An 18,997-nucleotide genomic window follows, 5' to 3' on the forward strand; every position below is an offset into this window, starting at 1 on the left:
TTTTGCTTGTCGATCCAGAGCTGCTTCCACTAAAACACTGAAAAGTTTCCCCGCAAAATTTGATCACAGAGTATAGGTCCCCAATCGATGGAAGAGCAGTACAACCCCTCCGCAGTCGAAGCTTCCGCCCAGGAATTCTGGGAGGCAGAGAAAAGCTTTGAGGTAAAGGAAGATACCGGCAGGGAAAAGTTCTACTGCCTATCCATGTTCCCCTACCCCAGCGGCAAGCTGCACATGGGCCATGTGCGCAATTACACCATTACCGATGTTATTTCCCGCTATCAGCGTATGCAGGGTAAGAATGTCCTGCACCCCATGGGCTGGGATGCCTTCGGCTTACCGGCAGAAAATGCTGCGATCCAGAATAAAACCGCGCCAGCAAAATGGACCTACGCCAATATTGATTATATGAAGGGACAATTGAAAGCTCTCGGATTTGGCTTCGACTGGTCCCGCGAGCTAGCCACCTGCCAGCCATCCTATTATCGCTGGGAGCAATGGTTCTTCACCCGTCTCTATGAAAAGGGTCTGGTCTACAAGAAAAACTCCGCGGTGAACTGGTGCCCCAATGACCAGACCGTGCTCGCCAACGAGCAGGTTGAAGATGGTGCCTGTTGGCGCTGCGGCACTACCGTGGAGAGGCGCGAGCTGGCCCAGTGGTTTATCAAGATCACTGACTACGCAGAAGAGCTGCTCAAGGACCTGGATAAGCTACCGGAGTGGCCCGAGCAGGTGCGCACCATGCAGCGCAACTGGATCGGCAAGAGCCGAGGTGTGGAACTGAGCTTTAGCCTGCCCACCACTGTGGCTGGTATGGATCACTTCGATGTTTACACCACCCGCCCAGACACCCTGATGGGCGTCACCTATGTATCCCTCGCCGCTGAACACCCAATCGCTCTGGAGTTAGCAGAGACTAACCCCGAACTGAAAACATTTATCTCTGAGTGCAAAAAGCAATCTCTATCTGAAGCCGATATGGCCACAATGGACAAGAGAGGCATGGACACAGGTCTCAAGGCCATTCATCCCATCAGCGGGGAGGAAGTCTCTGTCTGGGTAGCCAACTATGTTCTGATGGATTATGGCTCTGGCGCGGTGATGGCAGTACCCGCCCACGATCAACGCGACTGGGAGTTCGCACACAAGTATCAGTTGCCTTTGACTCAAGTCATAGCGCCCGCCGATGGCCAGGAAATCGATCTCAACAAAGAAGCCTTCACCGAAAAAGGCAAACTGGTGAACTCCGGCAATTTTGATGGTCTGGATTTTGATGGTGCCTTTACCGCGATTTCCGAAGTTTTAATAGCAGCAGACAAAGGCCGTGTGACCACCAATTATCGCCTGCGCGATTGGGGTGTATCCCGCCAGCGCTACTGGGGTGCCCCTATCCCCATGTTCAACCTCGCAGATGGTGGAGAAATCCCGGTGCCCGCCGAGAAACTCCCTATTTTACTGCCGGAAGATGTGGAGCTGGACGGTGTTCAGTCCCCCATTAAAGCCGATCCCGAGTGGCGCAAAGACGAACTCAATGGTACGCCGGTCGAGCGTGAGACCGACACTTTTGACACTTTTATGGAGTCCAGCTGGTACTACGCTCGCTATACCTGCCCAGACTTCGAAGAGGGCATGCTCGACCCCGATCGCGCCAACTACTGGCTACCTGTCGACCAATATGTAGGTGGTATTGAGCACGCCATCCTGCACCTTCTCTACGCGCGCTTTTTCCACAAATTGATGCGGGATGAGGGCTTGGTCAACAGCGATGAACCCTTCAAGCAGCTTTTGTGCCAGGGCATGGTGTTGGCTGAATCCTTCTACAAGGAAGAAAACGGCCATAAAACCTGGATCAACCCCGCCGATGTTGATGTCGAGCGGGATGAGAAAGGAAAACCCATCAAGGCAGTTGAGCGCGCAACAGGTGAAGAAGTAATTGCCGGTGGCGTTGTGAAGATGTCCAAGTCAAAAAACAATGGCATCGATCCCCATGCTGCTGTTAAAGAATACGGTGCCGATACTGTACGCCTGTTCACAATGTTTGCAGCTCCGCCCGAGCAAACTTTGGAGTGGCACGATGCCGGCGTGGAGGGAGCCAGCCGCTTCCTGCGAAAGCTCTGGAAAACTGTACACGCACATGTTGCTGTAAGCACTAGCAGCGCTCAGATTGACCAACAGTCTTTGAGCGATCAGCAACAACAATTACGCCGTAAAACCCACGAGACGATTCAGAAGGTTGGCGACGACTACGGACGCCGTCAAACTTTCAACACGGCTATTGCCGCAGTGATGGAGCTTCTCAATGAGGTTGGTAAACTGGCGGATCGCAGTAATGAGCAGGGGCTGGCAGTGGAGAGAGAGGCTCTACAGGCAGCTGTCTTACTACTGGCTCCGGTAACTCCGCATATTTGCCACCAACTGTGGCAAATCCTGGGCAATAACAACACCTTAATTGATGCTCCCTGGCCAGTAGTAGATGAAAAGGCTCTGGTGCGTACCTCAATTACTTTGGTCGTTCAAGTCAATGGCAAAGTACGTGCAAAGCTGGATGCGCCTGCTGATGCGGACAAAGAGGGCTTGGAAAAACTCGCCCTAGCCGACGAAAACGTCCAGAAATTTATTGGCGATGCCACCGTACGCAAAGTCATCGTTGTGCCAGGCAAACTGGTAAATATTGTCGCGAAGTAAAAATTACTGCGCAGTTATATCCAACCAATAGCCGGGAGCATTATGCTCCCGGCCCATATTCTGCAAACCCTTTATTTGCTGGCACTAAAGCCAGGTAGTTTATGAAAACATTTGCACGTCGTATCGTCCTGCTAGTTACCCTTGTGGCCACCGCCAGTTGCGGTTGGCACCTGCGGGGAGCGCCAAAAAACTTTCCTCCAGGCAGTACTATTTACATATCGAGTGAAAACCCTCGTAGTGATATTGCCGATGAAATTAGCCGTCTTCTGGAAAACGGCGGGGTCCCTGTTGCTCCATCCCCTATTGAAGCGGACTACCTACTCACCATTCATAAAGAAATAGAACGAAAATTAACTGTCGCCGTGGATTCTGAAGGGCGGGCTTCTGAGTACGAGTTGATTACCAGCGCGATTTATAGCGTGCGTACACACAGTGGCGAAGTACTGCTAAATAAAGCTCAGGCCGATGTCTATAGATCATTGGAGTGGAACGTCTCAGAAATAGTCAGCAAGGGAGAAGAGGAACGCCTCTTACGCGCGGAAATGCGCCGCGAGTTGATTAGCCGAATGATCAACCGTTTGCGCCGTATCGATGTCAATGCCCCCTTACAAGATAAGAGCTACTAGGTAGTTCTGTCATGCGTATTAATCCCCAACAGCTTCCCCAGCAACTACGGAAAGGGCTTGCGCCGGTTTATATTATCTCAGGCGATGAACCACTCCTGGTTCAGGAATCTTGCGACCAAATACGTGCGGCAGCGAGGCAGAATGGTTTCGCTGAGCGGGAACTTCTACATGCAGAGCATAATTTCGACTGGGGTTTATTACTTGCCTCAGCCGGAAATATGTCTCTTTTTGCAGAGAGGAAGCTTATCGAGGTACGCGCTCCCAGTGGAAAACCAGGGGATAAAGGCAGTAAAGCCTTACAGGAATTTGCCGCTCTCGCCAGTCAGGATTTGATACTACTGCTGGTTTTGCCCAAGCTGGACAAATCACAACTCAATAGCAAATGGGTTAAAACACTTGAGCAGCATGGTGCTCTCGTACAAATTTGGCCTGTTAGCGCCCAGGAAATGCCACACTGGATCAACCAAAGGATCAATGCCGCAGGGTTATCTGCTGAGAAAGAAGCTATACGTATTCTCGCCGAAAGAGTAGAGGGTAATCTGCTCGCAGCAAGCCAAGAAATCGAAAAGCTCAAACTTTTAAATAGTGACGGGACAATAACGGTCGAACTGTTAGAGCAAAGTGTAACCAGCTCTGCGCGATACAGTGTTTTCGATTTAATTGACAGAGCTTTGGCAGGAGAAGCCGAGAAAGCGATCAAAACGCTACAAGGCTTACGCTCGGAAGGTATTGAGCCACCTGTGGTGCTCTGGGCCCTAACAAGAGAGATGCGCTCATTACTGGAACTAATGGAGAAACTCAATCAGGGCCAGCAACTAGCACGTTTAGTTCGCATCCAAAAACGCCAACCACTTGTACAAAATGCCTTAAACCGTCTAACGCCAAATATACTGGAGGCTCTTCTTTTAAAAGCCAGAGCCGTGGATTCGGCGATCAAAGGTGGCAACACTCACCAGTCCCCATGGAATGGCCTTATGGAACTCACGCTTAATTTGAGTGGACAGAAAAGCGTTTAGAAAGTTAGCCCAAGCAATCGGATTCTTTTAAACGCCGCTAATAAAAAACCCTCCCCGAAACGAGGAGGGTTTAGACAATAGTCATTATAGGCGTATTAGTTTTGAGAAACTGTAGCCATATTGCTGTTGCCGACCTGGTGCACACTGGCCATATTGAAATTGCCAGCCTGAGTTACATAGGTAGTGTTCTCGCTACCAGACTGTCCCAGGTGAGCACCGTGCTCAAAGCCATCCTGAGATACAACCATCAGGTTAAACTCACCCATGTCCTGATGGATCTCAGCCAAGTTCAGCTCACCGCTCTGGTCAACATCAACTGTGTTGGCCATACCTTCGCTATGGCCATAAGTGAAGTTGGCACTTCCCAGCTGATCAATATTAGCTGTATTGAGATCCCCAAACTGAGAGAATTCAGCTTCGTTATGATCACCCGTTTGTTGCAGAATTGCAGCATTATCATTGCCGTATTGGTACATATCGCCAATATTGTTGAGGTCATTCTGCGTAACGGTCATGGTGTTGGCATCACCATACTGACCAGTAACACTAGAGTTACCAGTGCCATTCTGAGCAATAGTATTGAAGTTATTGGCCCCATCCTGGGACATATTCAGATAGTTGAAGTCACCTGACTGCACCAAGTTAGAAGTATTTTCAACACCGCCTTGATAAACAAAACCGACGTTACCTTCACCAACTTGGCCTCCTACGAAGCCTTCATCAGAGCTCATCCAGGTGCTGCTCCAAACGCTGTTTCCATCACCAGACTGAGTGCTGACAAACAGGTTATTATCTCCGTCCTGCTGCAGTGCAGCCATATTGTCATTACCCTCCTGAACCGCATCAAGGGTATTGTAATTAGCCTCACCACCATCTGAGCGGTACTGATCTAGATGCATAGTATTTTCACTACCCATTTGAGTAGCATAAGCTGCATTGCCATTACCGCCCCACTGATGAACAACTCCCCAGTTACCCTCTCCCTGCTGATAGGAATAGGCTTGGGAGCTATTTTGATCGAATTGCGTGGTTTCAGAGTAGTTACGGTTACCTACCTGAGTCTGGTCGATATAGTTAGCATCGGCGGTGGATTGACTTGCGTAAGCACGGTTGTCATTACCTTCCTGCCACTGATAAGCCGCATTATTGGTGGACTCGCCCATTTGATAGATATCAGCAGCGTTGTCATTTCCAACCTGCAGTTGATCACCATAATTAGCATCGGCCATTGCGTGACCAGCACCAACAAGCATTGCAATCGCAGCAGCAAGTGAAAGCTTTTTCATTTATGTTTCTCCATCAGACTAAGTAAACAAATACAAACAAAAAGAAAGCAGTGCTTTAATCGTGCTGAACGACCTGCACCGCATGGTTGTCACCGAACTGCGCGACAAATCCAAAGAGCCCATCTCCGTTTTGGATGATGTTGGCTGAGTTTCCATTGCCCACTTGATTTATTAGAGCAATATTATCTAAACCATTTTGTATAGCGGTAGCTTGGTTATAAGCTCCAGACTGAGAAATTGCCGCATAGTTATATTCCCCAGCCTGCTGAATTGCTGCTTCATTCGAATAGCCATCCTGAACCAAAAAAACTTGGTTGAACTGCCCAAACTGAGAAACTTCTGCAAAATTGTATTCCCCTGTCTGAACGACCTCAGCTAACTGACCAGTAATAGACTCATCCCGTTGCAACATGAGATCCAGCTTTCCCTGACCAGAAAACAGCTCATCATGATCATCTAAGTCACCAGCCCAGACATAGTTAATACAGGTAAGGAGTAAAAATAAACCACATAGGCTCACTTTGATAACGCCCACCAAAATTCTCCTAAAGGTTAATTAAAGAGAGAGCCATTCCGCTCATCGAGGACCACTATAGGAATTTAAGCGAAAACAATAAATCAGAAAAAAGAATATTTTTTGGGGCGGGAAAACAATAAATATTTAAGACTTTTGTATGAAAGCCTTTCTAGAAAGTTGATTTAATACGAAGATGTAAGATATCGACAAGTAGATTTACTAAATTACACAAACTTACACAAAGATTCAACAAGAAAAACCGCCCACACAAAAATGTGAGCAGCTAGCAACCATTGCAAGACAAAGAAATTAGCCAGAATATTTAATAAAAAAATTATTCTAAAGAATTTTCACAGTTGCATCCGCATATTCACTCAGTACAGATGCAGGGAATTCATTGACATCCTGCATTGCCCAAATATTATTCGTCACACCATTGGCAATAAGGTGAATAACTGCAGATTCAATCGCAGAAAGCACACAAAGTTGAGCCGGATCATTGGTCGTCATTCCAGCCTCAATCTCTAACAAACGTTTATACTCAACAAATGTATAAACGTCTCCCTGAACCTGCCTTGATAGAATTTTCTTACTGGTTAAAACGCTATTTAAAACTCTTCCAGTTCTAACATCGACCGCACGCAAATTCACGGTTACTTCGTCTACTCGATATTGCTCAGAAAGTCCAATACCAAAATAACGCGCACCGGCTCCGCCGGTTTTGATATTGGTATCATAAGCGACTATACCTCCCTCCAACATTATATTTGCTGACATCAGGGAGGGGAGCTCAAAGGGTTGGGGAGTTTCTTGCTCTTTGATTGCTGCTCGTATGATTTTTCTTTCAGTAAGCAGGTTTTGTAGCCCTTCACGCTCAAGAGTAACAAACCAACCTGACTCGTTGAGTACTTGTACGAGCATAGAGGCAGCGCCTTGTGTTACTGCAGTAGAAAAAGAGCTAGACGGTGCTGGCCTGTACTGGCCAGTTTGATCACTAAATCCATAAACCGCTACTACGATCTTCCCCCTCGGTAAGGGCAAATTCAAAAGATCTGCATAAGTACTCATTCGATCCGTCAAAGTGGCTTTTTGATGCCCTGGGCCAAACAACGCCTCTCCTGCATTTTGAAAGAAACTACAACCACTTAAAATAAAAACCAAAAATATAACTATTATTCTAACCACCATCACCACCACCCTAAAGAACAAACAATCTGTTGACCAATTAAATCAGTTACCAGGATTTAGGCCTACGACTACGATCTCAGAAAGCTCTCCTGTGACAGCATCTGTAATAGTTATAGTTAGGGTACCATCTACATCAAGTATGTTAACGATAAAGTCATCGGTTACGAGAGTACCATCATTTCCATCTCCAACATCTGTGAGCAACTGAGACAACAATCTGGATTCTAGTGTATCCGTAAACCTGTCAAGTGAAGATGAATCAGAGTATGGTGACTTACCAGCTTTAGGATCTTTTTTACTATTTTGAGCGCTGGCATTATTTAACAAATAATTACCATTTAATGGATTACCTCCGAAGGATGGATTTACTGGAGTGTAAATTAGCTCTGTCGAATAGGCAGAGACAGAAAAGAAAGATAAAACCAATAAAACATAGAACTTCACTATAATTCCTCCCCGGCCAAGTCCAAGTTTTGTGAAAATAACTGCTGCAGCCTTTGCTGTCGTACATTATTATTGATTTGAGCAACAGCTTGCTCAACTATCTGCCCAAAACGTCTTCTGCCTGGGTAAATAACAGTCCTGAACACCTGCTTATTCTCATAATTTACCCACACAACACTACCCCACCGCGCAGAAGGCCTTTCATACACAGTCAGGTTATAATCAAAGTCAGTCAAGTTGGATGTAATATACAACGATAAAGAGCGTGCGAACTCATGCCCTATGCCGCTTACTGTGTTATCAATCACCAAACCGGTAAGGATTGACTCTTCGCTCTGAGCAAACTCTGACTCCTGGGAAATAACTGTACTAGAAATAAACCAAATAGAAAAAAATAGAATTTTTAATTTCACAGATTTTGACTCGCCCAACTACTTGCCTCCAATCTGTTTTTGCAACCAATCTTTTTATAAACCTTGTATAGGTGACTTTTAACGGTATGCTCACTGACACATAGTACCTCCGCAATATCTGCATTGGTTCTACACTCACAAATAAGCTCCAATATCTGTCTTTCTCTTTGTGTAAGGTTTGCGCTAGAATCCATCCATCTTTTAGGACGTCTATGCTGCCTTAAAAAGTTATGCAGGACATCTCTAGGGAACCAATATTCCCCCAGGAATATCTTACCTAATCGCTCCATAATAACCCCGGGCTCACATTTTGCCGGCATCAACCCTAGGACCTTCTCCCAGTGTAAGACAAAGTCAAACTCATTAGGGTCGTCAACATTTAAGAGAATAATGCCAGGCGAGTTAGTAGAAGCATGGATATCACGTAATAACTGATCAAGATCCGCTTTAAAAAGCCCAACACAGTCGAGCAATAGATAATCAGCCTTAACTCCATCAAGTGAAAAAGATGGGACTCTCTGAACAATGAAGCATCTGGTTTTAAACTCCTCTTCAATATGACCTGCAAAAATTGAACTTTGCAAGTTGACTGATGAAGTTAAGAAGGTAACAGCGGGACCCTTACAAACATGATCCTGCGAAACAACTTTGAGGCGTGCATATTCCTTATGCAAATTCATCTGGGTTCCCCCAATATGCAATCTCTTTAAGATTTTATCTAATGACTTCTTACTTTTTTATTATTTTCTATCCACATTCTCGATATTGAGAGCTAAATCTATTCGATCAACCAACACACTGCAACAGTAAGTGATACAGATAACAAAAATTCAATCTTAAGTGTGCCAGCGATTATCACAAATGTCATTTTTTCATACAAAGGTATTAAAGACGATTACTAAGTAACCAACCAGCAACATCCTTTTGTCTAAACTTAAAAAAAGTAAAGCGCTTAAAAAACAGTAATAAATTTGCACTAACCCACAAAATTAATGGATTTATTTTAAATATTAGCATGAAAAAAGCATACCTAGAAAAATTAAAAACCAATAAACGACACAAAAAGCCAAGTAGCAACAAAAATTAAAATTCAGCTAATCAATCACACTAAAATAATAAATACACTCTCTTTCCTGAAAGTAATATTATTTTGGATAACCTAGCCAAAGAAACCCTATAAATTATACTTATTAAATATTTTTATAGTGCGTAATAGATTTAATGAGTGCGCAAATAGTAATCAGGGTGGGACTACTTTATGATTTTGTATTGGTACGCTATCACCATGTCTCTTGGTACCTGTTTGGTGTTTTGGTACAAGTAGATGAATCAAAGAACATATAACTATGTTAACCATTGAGGCCATGATCATGAGCGATCACCTTCACCCCCCTGCCCATGCAACCACTCATACGGTAAAGAATCAGACTTCCCCTCTCTCAGGGCACAACCTGTATGCCGGCGATCAGGCTCTACTCGATTCGGTACACCTTAATGGCGGACATTGGTCCGAAAATGATCTACAACGCTATGGCGAGGTTTGTGGAAGACCAGAAATGATTGAACGGGGTTATGCTGCCAATGAGTTTAAACCCATATTTGAAAGTCATGACCGAATCGGAAACCGTATAGACTTAGTTCGCTATCATCCTTCTTACCATCAACTTATGCAGCTTGCCTTATCAGAAGGACTACACAGCTCCCCCTGGAGTCATCCTTGTAGCGGTGCCAATGTTGCTCGAGCGGCAAAGAACTATCTGCATTGTCAACTTGAGGCGGGTCATGGGTGCCCAATCACGATGACTTTTGCCTCTCTTCCTTCGATAAAATTAAACCCATCAATCGCCAAGGAGTGGATCCCTAAAATTCTTAGCCGGGGCTACGATGGCAGTAATCGCCCCTACTATGAAAAACACTCTCTGACTATCGGTATGGGTATGACAGAGAAACAAGGTGGGTCAGATGTACGTGCCAACACAACCTGTGCAATCCCCATGGATGACGGAACTTATGAGCTACTTGGGCATAAATGGTTTATGTCTGCTCCTATGTGTGACGGTTTTCTAATCCTGGCTCAGGCACCGGGCGGGCTTTCTTGTTTTTTGGTTCCCCGATGGCGTCCGGATGGAAGTAAAAACCCATTAGAAATCCAAAGGCTCAAAGTGAAATCTGGCAATGTATCCAATGCCTCTTCCGAAGTGGAAATGCGAGGTGCCTTAGGGTGGCTCTTGGGTGAAGAAGGTCGGGGAGTCAATGCAATTATCAAGATGGTCGCGATAACTCGTTTTGATTGTATGGTCGGTTCCTCTGGGGGCCAACGCCAAGCCGTATTGCAAGCGATATACCATGCATCCCATAGAGAAGCCTTTGGAAAAAAGCTAATTGATCAAGCCCTAATGCAAAATGTCCTGGCAGACCTGCAATTAGAAGTTGAAGGGTCAGTGGCCTTGACCATGCGCATGGCCCGAGCTATGGATCATGAAGATCAAGAACACGAACAAATGCTCCTAAGACTGGGAGCAGCTGTGGGTAAGTATTGGATTTGTAAGCGCAGCCCGCATCATGCCTATGAGGCGATGGAATGCCTAGGTGGAAATGGTGTTATTGAAAGTTTTATCACTGCACGACTCTACCGCGATGCTCCAATTAATGCCATATGGGAGGGTTCCGGTAATATCCAGGCTCTTGATGTGCTGCGTGCCATCACAAAAACACCCAATGTCGTAAATCACTGGCTGGATGAGATGGCAACAAGCATTGGTATGGATATCCGCTTCGATAACGCTATAGATTCACTAAAAAAAGAGCTTGCTGATTTGGATCAATTTGAATACAGGGCACGCAGTATTATTGATCAAATGGCGATTGCAATGCAGGTTCATCTACTTTTACAGTCAGGCAACGAATCGATTAGTGATGCATTTATTCGATCAAGACTGGAAACTAGAGGAGCTCATAGCACTGGCAGTCTACCAAAGGGTGTTGACATTGAAACATTACTCAGACGCGGCGACCCGCTTACAATTGGTGTTTAACTGCTTTTGGGAGAAGCAACTCGACGACAACCGAGATGTTTCTCCTGTGCAAGATAAAAGATTAGCTAAAAAAAACTATAGCGAAAACCCAGTTGACCACGAACCCCATAATACTCAACTTGCTTTGGCCTATCTTTATCACCAATATAATAAGTTAAAGGTTCATTCGTAAGGTTTAAGGCCTCAGCAAAAATAACTAAATTGTCCCCAATCGTATAATTTGCACTCATATCCAGGCTTGTGTAAGCACCGTAGTACTGGTCTTCATTTTTATTGCCACCATGCTCTTCAATATACTCTCCCTTATGGTTTTGAGCTAAGCGAATGGAGAAAGCACCGTCATCATAATAGATAGAGAGATTATGTAATAAATCAGCCTGACGGGAAATCGGCACTACACCATCACGGCCCGGAATACGCATTTCTGAATCCATCATAGTTAAATTTGTCGATAACCCAATATTTGAAAGAAATCCGGGAAGGAAATCCATTTTTCGCACCAGATTAAATTCCAATCCCCCCAACCACGCATATTCACCATTTTCCGGACTATAAATATCGACTCCTGACACCCCATTGTATTCACCTTCTTTTACATCTTTAAAAATTGGATCTGTAATATCTTTATAAAATAAACCAGCAGATAAAATCCCCGAGTCATCAAAGTAGTACTCATACATCAAATCCAGATTCCAAGAGTAAGTAGGATCAAGATCTGGATTACCTCCTATAAACTCATTATCGTGCTCGGCATAGTACCCTCCCGGATTCAGGTCACCAAAGTCCGGCCTGGCAAAGGTTCTGGTCAGCGCGAGCCTGATATTGCTATCCTCTGTGAGCGCATATTTTAGATGTGCCGATGGTAGAATGGATAAATACTCTTTATCACCATTAAACGGCACCAAATAGCCGTTATTAGCTTCATCGTTAACAAATACCTGGCTTTCCACCTTCGTTTGGGTCTGAGTGAGTCGTAAACCCATTACAAGAATGGCTCTATCTGAAAGCTCATAATTACCCATACCATAAGCCGATAGGTGCCTCTCTGTTAGCTCAAAATTTCGCCCAAGAGCCCCTCCATTTTCAACTAGAGCTGATTCTTCGGGAATCAAAATGAATTTATCCCGGTTTTGGTTCCAAAAATTCTCCAATTGAGACATTGAAGCAACCTGAGAGAATTGGGAGTCATAGTTGATATCCAACTCTGATAGGAAATCATTTCTGCCAGGCTGATCAGACAAGGTAAAGCCACAGAGAGTTGGGGCAGGCCCATAGTTTTCCTCATCCCAACTGTAAAATGCATCGGAGAATTCAGACACCCGTTCCTTGTCCCGATATTTCATACCGAACTTTAACTCCAGCTCACTGGAAAACTGGGAAGAAAAGTCAAAAGTGGCTACCACTTTATCCTTTTCGTTGACATACACTTTATATAGTTCAACCCAAGATAGGCTGGACTGGCTTGGGTCCATTACAAAACCATCCGGGAGGTGAGTGGGTATATTTTCTGCTGGGTCAGTACCACCATCGATTTGGTTGTAAGCCAGCCCATCATCATCCAGACCAACATAACCTACTTCCGTTTGATCAAAACGCATTACAAAATAAGAGCGATCATCTTTATTGGGTGTATTCCCATAGCGGAATTCATTATCATAGCTGGCTAAATTCCAATTCAGCTGCTTATCATCACCAAAAAAGTGCTCTCCACCAACTTCAACACCTTGCATACGTGTTATCAAAGTATTGTGGATATGCTGAAGTTCCATTCTATCTTTATCGAACCGCAACCTGTGCTTGTAATGTGTCTCCTCATCTTCTAATGTCCCATACAAACCACGAGCAAAAATCTTACCTCCTTCTTCCAATCGGTATTCAGTAGCAAGGTTTAACCCCAGGGTATCTCTGGTTCCGGTATAATCCCGCAGTTCCAATCGATATATTCCCTCCCCTTTACGGCGGGGCTCGTAGTTATCTGTTGCCCAATCCCTGCTCCAACCAGTTACATTGGCCAAAAATCCCCATTTACCACCTTCACTTCTATCCCCATAAAGAATGCTCATGGATTTAATATCACCGTCGGCTTTATCCGCATAGCCACCAGATAGGGATATATCCAAAGTGCGTTCTTCAGGGGCTGTACGAGTCACAAAATTAACATTGCCGCCAATAGAGTCACCTTCCTGATCCGCGGTAACAGCCTTAGAGACCTCAATACGTTCAATCAGCTCCGATGGAAAGAAATCAAACGCCGTAGCCCTGCTGGTAGTTTCCTCTTCTGCAGATGGCAAACGATGACCATTAAGGCTAGAAGAACTCCATTGGGACGGGAGGCCACGCACAGCCACAAACCGTCCTTCCCCCTGGTCACGCTCGATAGATACGCCTGCGACTCTTTGAACTGCCTCTGCGGCGTTACGATCCGGTAACTTACCTATACCATCTGCCGATACCACATTAACAATCCGGTTGGATTCCCTCTGTAACTCCAGGGAACGTAACTCTGTCTCAAACATTCGTCCAAGCACAACAATCTCTTCTATTTCTCTATCATCCTGGACATTCTGCTTACTACTTTCTTGTGCATGAGCGTAATTTACTTGCCCCACCAGCAGAGCAATCGTTGCAGGCAATAATTTGACATAAATCATTTTACTTCCCCTGTATCAATCAAAAAATGATTGGCAAATTTTTATCGACACAAATTAATTTGCTCGATCATCAACATAAATCTGGACTAGACCAGAATCCTAAATTGCCGCCATGACGTTTGTATAACAGGTGTGTGAATATTCCCTGCGAATATATAAATGAAAAATTTTTACCATCTGGAATGGTTATTGAACTTAAAAAAAGACTGTCACAAAAACGCAATCATAAGCACCTAAAATCTGGTCTAGACCAAATGGCAGCTATCGATAAAAATGGAAAAAACCGGTAAAAAACAGGAATCTGATTCCAGTGAAGATTTCAACAGTGAGCTTTTCTTGCTACTCTTTTCCGGAGTTGCTGCATTCTTCACTTATTTTTGTATGTATGCTTTCCGCAAGCCCTTTGCAGCAGCATCTTACGCCAACATTTCCGGCTGGGATTTCACTCTAGACTTTAAAACCGCACTTATAATTTCCCAAGTACTGGGTTATGCGTTTTCAAAAATTATCGGGATTAAGGTTGTCTCAGAGTTACGGCCATTGCAGCGGGGAAGAATACTGGTAATTCTAATTCTTTTCAGTCATCTGGCCTTGATAGCATTCGCATTGATTCCCGCTCCTTATAATGTTGTCATGCTTTTTTTTAATGGCCTCCCACTTGGAATGGTGTGGGGACTAGTATTCAGCTATTTAGAGGGGCGTCGTCTTACTGAAGCACTAGGCGCCATTTTATGTGTTAGCTTAATCGTCTCTTCAGGAGCCGTAAAAGCAGTAGCCGCATATCTAATGCTGGAATGGAAAGTGCCGGAAATCTGGATGCCTGCAACCGTGGGCTTATTATTTCTACCTGCACTGATTCTATCGACATTTACACTCAGTAGAATTCCCCAACCCAACCAAGCAGACATCCGTGTACGAAAACAAAGAGTACCAATGACGAATGAAATGCGTTGGACTTTCGTCAACGAAACGAATCTGGGACTGTTGGCTTTAATCGTCGCTTATGTATTCCTAACGGCATTTCGTGACTTCTCTGATAATTTCGCTGCAGAGCTTTGGCAAGCTTTGGGTCATGGTCAAGCACCCCAGATCTTCCTTACCAGCACTCTACCCGTGGCACTGATAGTTTTAGCATCCCTGGCGCTACTTATTTTTGTACGTAACAACTATCGCGCATTGCAGCTAAACCAGCTATTAGTCGCGGCTGGGGGAGCAATCTGCATAACTTCAACTCTCGCATTTGAGTTAGATATTGTATCCGGGGCTGCCTGGATGATTGGGATCAATATCGGGCTCTATATAGGCTATGTTCCATTTAACTGTTTATTATTTGAACGTCTGGTCGCCTGCACCAAGAGCCTAGGTAACGCAGGATTTGTGATTTATCTGGCAGATAGTGCGGGTTATATCGGCAGCATTAGTGTCATGCTCTATAAGACTTTCGCGCAACCAAATCTAAACTGGTTACAGTTTACTCAGCAACTTTCCTATGCTACTGGTTTTGCATGTATTTTGTTAATGCTGCTCTCACTTCTTTTCTTTCGCCGCTTGCACCGTAATTCTTCTTCACGGTTGAGGCTTATTACTTCTCCAGTGTAAAAAATGCTATAGAGCAGTTATGAAATTTGATATTACCATTGTCGGTGCCGGGATATTAGGCAGTTTTGCTGCTTACCATGCACTCAAATCTGGAAAAAAAGTACTGTTAATTGAAGCCAGTACAAAGCCTCACGGAGCCACGGTACGCAATTTTGGCCAAGTAGTACCATCTGGTATGAATCTAAAACTATGGCGAAATCTGGGGCGACGATCGCTGGAACTTTATGGCGAGTTGGCGACAATAATGCCGGACGCACTCTGGCAGAATGGCTCTCTCTATGTGGCTTCTTCTTTAGAAGAGGCCAATCTACTAGAGGAAATGCATGAGATTAATCGTGAGACTAACTACGTTTCTAAGCTTCTTACCTCGACGCAGTGTCACAAGCAAATTAATTTACTAAAGCAGAGTTACTGCCATGGTGGCCTCTACTATCCACAGGAAATGAGTGCCGAAAGCTCCCTGCTAATGAAGTATTTTTGGAAACTACTTGAAGACACGAAAAATTTACATTTTAAGAAGGCATCTCCGGTAATAGCCGTAGAGGAAGTCAAAAATGGGGTCCAACTTCGCTGCTCAACAGGTGAGTCTTTTATTTCAGAACAGGTAATGATTTGTTGTGGCCACCAACTTAGTCATTTATTTCCGCACTTATTACAAACAGAACAACTACAGCTTAGTAAATTGCAGATGTTGCGCACCCAAAAAATCAAGGGAGTCAAAATACCAGGGAACCTGCTTACAGGTCTGACAATACGCCGCTATGAAGCATTTAAAAGTTGTCCTAATTATAAAAATCTACCGAAGCCTCATATTGATCCAAGCTATGGAAAATTTGGTATCCACCTTCTGTTTCGACAATCTGCCGATGGCAGCATCATCATTGGCGATTCTCATGAGTACTTCACTGCCCAGGACTCAGGCAGTTTGGACTATGAAATATGTCAGGAAATCAACTCACTGATGTTAGCCGAAGCCAAGCGTATCCTTAATCTACCCTATTTAAATGTTGCCAGGATTTGGAATGGCTATTACAGCCAGGAAAGTAGCCAAGGCGTATTCCTAAAATCCGCAACAGAAAATATTCATTTAATAACCGGTATTGGAGGAAAAGGTATGACAACCGGACCAGCATTAATGGAACGGGTGGTGAAGGGTATTTTGGACAAGATCCCTCTAGATGAGTGCTTAATCGATGAGAGCTAATGTTGTAGATAAAATTAAACAGTTATTTTTGCAGTACGGGAATTTAACACTTGGAGAAAAATGCACGCAGCTACAGCATGCTACCCAGTGTGCCACCCTGGCGGAACACTCTGGTATCTCCGGTGAAATGACTGTTGCAGCGTTTCTTCATGATATCGGCCATCTCCACGCTATAAAGGAAAAAATACCCGGGACGGATACTGAAGGCTACAGTGCACATGACCTAATAGGTGCAGATTTACTCGAAAGGTGGGGTTTTCCCAATACAGTCACAAAGCCTATCGCCCTACATGTTCAAGCTAAAAGATTTTTAATGAGTACAGATAACATTTATGAGACACGGCTATCCGCAGCAAGCCACAAAACCCTAAAAAAACAAGGAAAAAGAATGACAGATAAAGAAAAAGATAATTTTCTTAATACCCCATTCGCCGAGGATGCTCTACGTCTGCGCGAGTGGGATGATTCAGGAAAAGTGCCTGGTTTAGCCGTAGCTCCTTTGGATCACTGGCTAAAGATCTGCTCAAAGGTACTTAGTCGATAGATATTTTACCGCTCAACTCCCTTATCAATTACCAAAAAGGAGATAATCCATGGAACCACTGCAACTTAAAGCTGCTATCCTCGACTGGGCCGGAACCTTAGTAGATTTTGGCTCCCGCGCCCCTTTACAAGCGTTTATGCAAATTTTTGCTGAGGCTGGAGTTACGGTCAGTGAAGAGCAAACCCGTATTCCAATGGGTACTGAGAAGAAAGAACATATTCGCCAGATGCTACAACAAAATTCCATTCAAACTGCCTGGCAAGTGGTTCATGGACGCCCATCCCAGGAATCTGATATAGACGGACTATATCGCCGTCTGGCCCCGATACAGATTCAGGAAATCGATAGGCACAGCCAAATAATACCCGGAGCCGACAAACTATTTGTCCGCTTGCGTGAGCGTAATATACGTATTGGTAGCACCACAGGTTACAGTCGCATAATGATTGAAGGCATGCTGGCAAAAGCTCAACAACAAGGCCTAGAGCCCGACTGTGTTATTGCAGCAGATGAAGCTGTGGGCGCAAGACCAGGACCCGCAGCTGCATTAAAGAACGTCATTGAAATGGAAATCCCGTCTGTCAACCAATGTGTCAAGATTGATGATACCGCCGCAGGCATTCATGAGGGGCGCAATGCCGGCATGTGGACAGTTGCAGTGGTACTTTCAGGAAATGCTTCGGGATTATCCCTGGGAAGTTGGCAAGTACTCTCGGAGGAAGAAAAAAGAAATCACAGTATTGGCGCTTATCAAAAACTTGAGAATTGCGGCGCTCATTATTTGATAGACGATATCAAGAAGCTTGAACCCGTACTGGTCGATATCAATCGCCGACTGGCTCTTGGACAACGCCCCTGATAGGCTATCAAACTTCAGGAATACCAGTTTGGTAGCCCAGGCTTAAGACCGAGTTTCAGTCAAACCCAAGAGAAATACTGTGTCCTCCAGTTACGAAGAAATTAAATCACATATCCAATTGTTGATCGGTAATGGTCGCCTGGCCGCCAATCACAAGCTGCCCGCTGAGCGCGAGCTGGCGGAGCAGCTGCAAGTCACACGTATTACTTTACGAGATGGTTTAAACCGTCTTGAAGGTGAGGGACTGGTGTACCGACAAAATCGCAGAGGCTGGTTTGTTGCACCAAATCGATTTGTGATGAACCCGACACAAAAGGTAAATTTCAACTCCATGGCCCGACAACAGGGTTTTAGATCAACCACCAAAGTACTTGGGGTCCGTAAGCTGACCGTAAGACACAATATTTATTCCGCCTTTAACGCCACTAAAAGTACCAGGTACTTTGAAATCCGAAGAGTCCGCTACCTGGACCAAAGGCCAGTCATGGTAGAAGAGAGTTATCTCTCATCAGAGTGTTTTCCTGAATTATCTGACTTCGATTTATCCGGATCTATTACCGAAATATTGCAAGATAATTACATGCTAAATATCACTCACGAGCGCTGTAATATTCAGGTTGCGAACCTCGAGTTGCAATATGCAGAGCCATTGGGTATACACGCTGGTGCTCCAGGCCTGAGAATCTTAAGACTTCGCTATGATTCTGCTGAATATCTGATTGATTACAATATTGAATACTGGCTACCCCACGCCATAGAAATGGAAGTAGCCACTAGATAGTACTTATTTTTTACCGCACCTAAAAAATTCCTTGCTCTTTAATTTTAATGAGGGAGATTGGTTAGTTGTTAGCTTTTAAATAGCTGTCTTTTCTTTGCAGTATCGCTGTAAAAATCCCTTCATTGGGATTTAATAGCTATCGTCTATTC

The 18,997-nt window shown here is 44.6% G+C and carries 16 protein-coding genes; 9 read left to right on the forward strand and 7 right to left on the reverse strand.

Annotated features, from left to right (window positions below):
- Positions 1 to 87 precede the first annotated feature (87 nt).
- The 3 genes from leuS to holA all read left to right on the forward strand — a co-directional run bounded on the left by leuS (position 88) and on the right by holA (position 4,327).
- Positions 88 to 2,685, forward strand: a complete 2,598-nt coding sequence (gene leuS, locus ACJJH9_RS15040; RefSeq protein WP_252083075.1) for a leucine--tRNA ligase — start codon at positions 88 to 90, stop codon at positions 2,683 to 2,685.
- Positions 2,686 to 2,786: 101 nt separating this feature from the next.
- Positions 2,787 to 3,311 (forward strand): LPS-assembly lipoprotein LptE, encoded by a 525-nt coding sequence (locus tag ACJJH9_RS15045; RefSeq protein WP_444887020.1) that lies wholly within the window; start codon positions 2,787 to 2,789, stop codon positions 3,309 to 3,311.
- A gap of 11 nt (positions 3,312 to 3,322) precedes the next feature.
- Positions 3,323 to 4,327: a DNA polymerase III subunit delta gene (holA, locus tag ACJJH9_RS15050; RefSeq protein WP_444883974.1), complete on the forward strand. Its 1,005-nt coding sequence runs from the start codon at positions 3,323 to 3,325 to the stop codon at positions 4,325 to 4,327.
- Positions 4,328 to 4,422: 95 nt separating this feature from the next.
- Here the strand turns inward: holA and ACJJH9_RS15055 are convergent, their stop codons facing one another.
- The 6 genes from ACJJH9_RS15055 to ACJJH9_RS15080 all read right to left on the reverse strand — a co-directional run bounded on the left by ACJJH9_RS15055 (position 4,423) and on the right by ACJJH9_RS15080 (position 8,855).
- Positions 4,423 to 5,613, reverse strand: coding sequence for a hypothetical protein (locus tag ACJJH9_RS15055; RefSeq protein WP_444887022.1), 1,191 nt, complete (start codon positions 5,611 to 5,613; stop codon positions 4,423 to 4,425).
- Positions 5,614 to 5,668: 55 nt separating this feature from the next.
- Positions 5,669 to 6,148, reverse strand: coding sequence for a hypothetical protein (locus ACJJH9_RS15060; RefSeq protein WP_444923251.1), 480 nt, complete (start codon positions 6,146 to 6,148; stop codon positions 5,669 to 5,671).
- A 321-nt stretch (positions 6,149 to 6,469) separates the two neighbouring features.
- A complete protein-coding gene (locus ACJJH9_RS15065) occupies positions 6,470 to 7,318 on the reverse strand; it encodes a CsgG/HfaB family protein (RefSeq protein WP_252083080.1) in 849 nt (282 codons plus the stop codon).
- 42 nt (positions 7,319 to 7,360) lie between these two features.
- Positions 7,361 to 7,762 (reverse strand): curli assembly protein CsgF, encoded by a 402-nt coding sequence (locus tag ACJJH9_RS15070; protein ID WP_444889577.1) that lies wholly within the window; start codon positions 7,760 to 7,762, stop codon positions 7,361 to 7,363.
- Positions 7,762 to 8,175 (reverse strand): CsgE family curli-type amyloid fiber assembly protein, encoded by a 414-nt coding sequence (locus ACJJH9_RS15075; RefSeq protein WP_252083082.1) that lies wholly within the window; start codon positions 8,173 to 8,175, stop codon positions 7,762 to 7,764. The genes ACJJH9_RS15070 and ACJJH9_RS15075 overlap by 1 nt, the downstream gene beginning before the upstream one ends.
- The gene (locus ACJJH9_RS15080; RefSeq protein ID WP_444923252.1) at positions 8,172 to 8,855 is read right to left on the reverse strand and encodes a LuxR C-terminal-related transcriptional regulator; all 684 of its coding nucleotides are present in this window, start codon (positions 8,853 to 8,855) and stop codon (positions 8,172 to 8,174) included. The genes ACJJH9_RS15075 and ACJJH9_RS15080 overlap by 4 nt, the downstream gene beginning before the upstream one ends.
- A gap of 666 nt (positions 8,856 to 9,521) precedes the next feature.
- Between ACJJH9_RS15080 and ACJJH9_RS15085 the strand changes: the two genes are divergently transcribed.
- The gene (locus tag ACJJH9_RS15085; RefSeq protein ID WP_444923253.1) at positions 9,522 to 11,210 is read left to right on the forward strand and encodes an acyl-CoA dehydrogenase family protein; all 1,689 of its coding nucleotides are present in this window, start codon (positions 9,522 to 9,524) and stop codon (positions 11,208 to 11,210) included.
- 65 nt (positions 11,211 to 11,275) lie between these two features.
- Here the strand turns inward: ACJJH9_RS15085 and ACJJH9_RS15090 are convergent, their stop codons facing one another.
- Positions 11,276 to 13,861 carry a TonB-dependent receptor gene (locus ACJJH9_RS15090; protein WP_444923254.1) on the reverse strand — a complete coding sequence of 862 codons (2,586 nt, stop codon included), beginning with the start codon at positions 13,859 to 13,861 and terminating at the stop codon, positions 11,276 to 11,278.
- A gap of 273 nt (positions 13,862 to 14,134) precedes the next feature.
- Here ACJJH9_RS15090 and ACJJH9_RS15095 point away from each other — a divergent pair, with 273 nt between their 5' ends.
- The 5 genes from ACJJH9_RS15095 to ACJJH9_RS15115 all read left to right on the forward strand — a co-directional run bounded on the left by ACJJH9_RS15095 (position 14,135) and on the right by ACJJH9_RS15115 (position 18,848).
- The gene (locus ACJJH9_RS15095) at positions 14,135 to 15,460 is read left to right on the forward strand and encodes a DUF5690 family protein (protein WP_444923255.1); all 1,326 of its coding nucleotides are present in this window, start codon (positions 14,135 to 14,137) and stop codon (positions 15,458 to 15,460) included.
- Between the two features lie 19 nt (positions 15,461 to 15,479).
- Positions 15,480 to 16,664 (forward strand): TIGR03364 family FAD-dependent oxidoreductase, encoded by a 1,185-nt coding sequence (locus tag ACJJH9_RS15100; protein ID WP_444923256.1) that lies wholly within the window; start codon positions 15,480 to 15,482, stop codon positions 16,662 to 16,664.
- Positions 16,654 to 17,208: an HD domain-containing protein gene (locus ACJJH9_RS15105; protein ID WP_252083088.1), complete on the forward strand. Its 555-nt coding sequence runs from the start codon at positions 16,654 to 16,656 to the stop codon at positions 17,206 to 17,208. The genes ACJJH9_RS15100 and ACJJH9_RS15105 overlap by 11 nt, the downstream gene beginning before the upstream one ends.
- A gap of 49 nt (positions 17,209 to 17,257) precedes the next feature.
- On the forward strand, positions 17,258 to 18,067 hold the full coding sequence (phnX, locus tag ACJJH9_RS15110; RefSeq protein ID WP_444923257.1) for a phosphonoacetaldehyde hydrolase: 810 nt from the start codon (positions 17,258 to 17,260) through the stop codon (positions 18,065 to 18,067).
- Between the two features lie 79 nt (positions 18,068 to 18,146).
- Positions 18,147 to 18,848 (forward strand): UTRA domain-containing protein, encoded by a 702-nt coding sequence (locus ACJJH9_RS15115; protein WP_444923258.1) that lies wholly within the window; start codon positions 18,147 to 18,149, stop codon positions 18,846 to 18,848.
- The last annotated feature ends 149 nt before the right edge of the window (positions 18,849 to 18,997 follow it).

This window comes from Microbulbifer mixtoriginis (SeqCode), assembly GCF_052466715.1.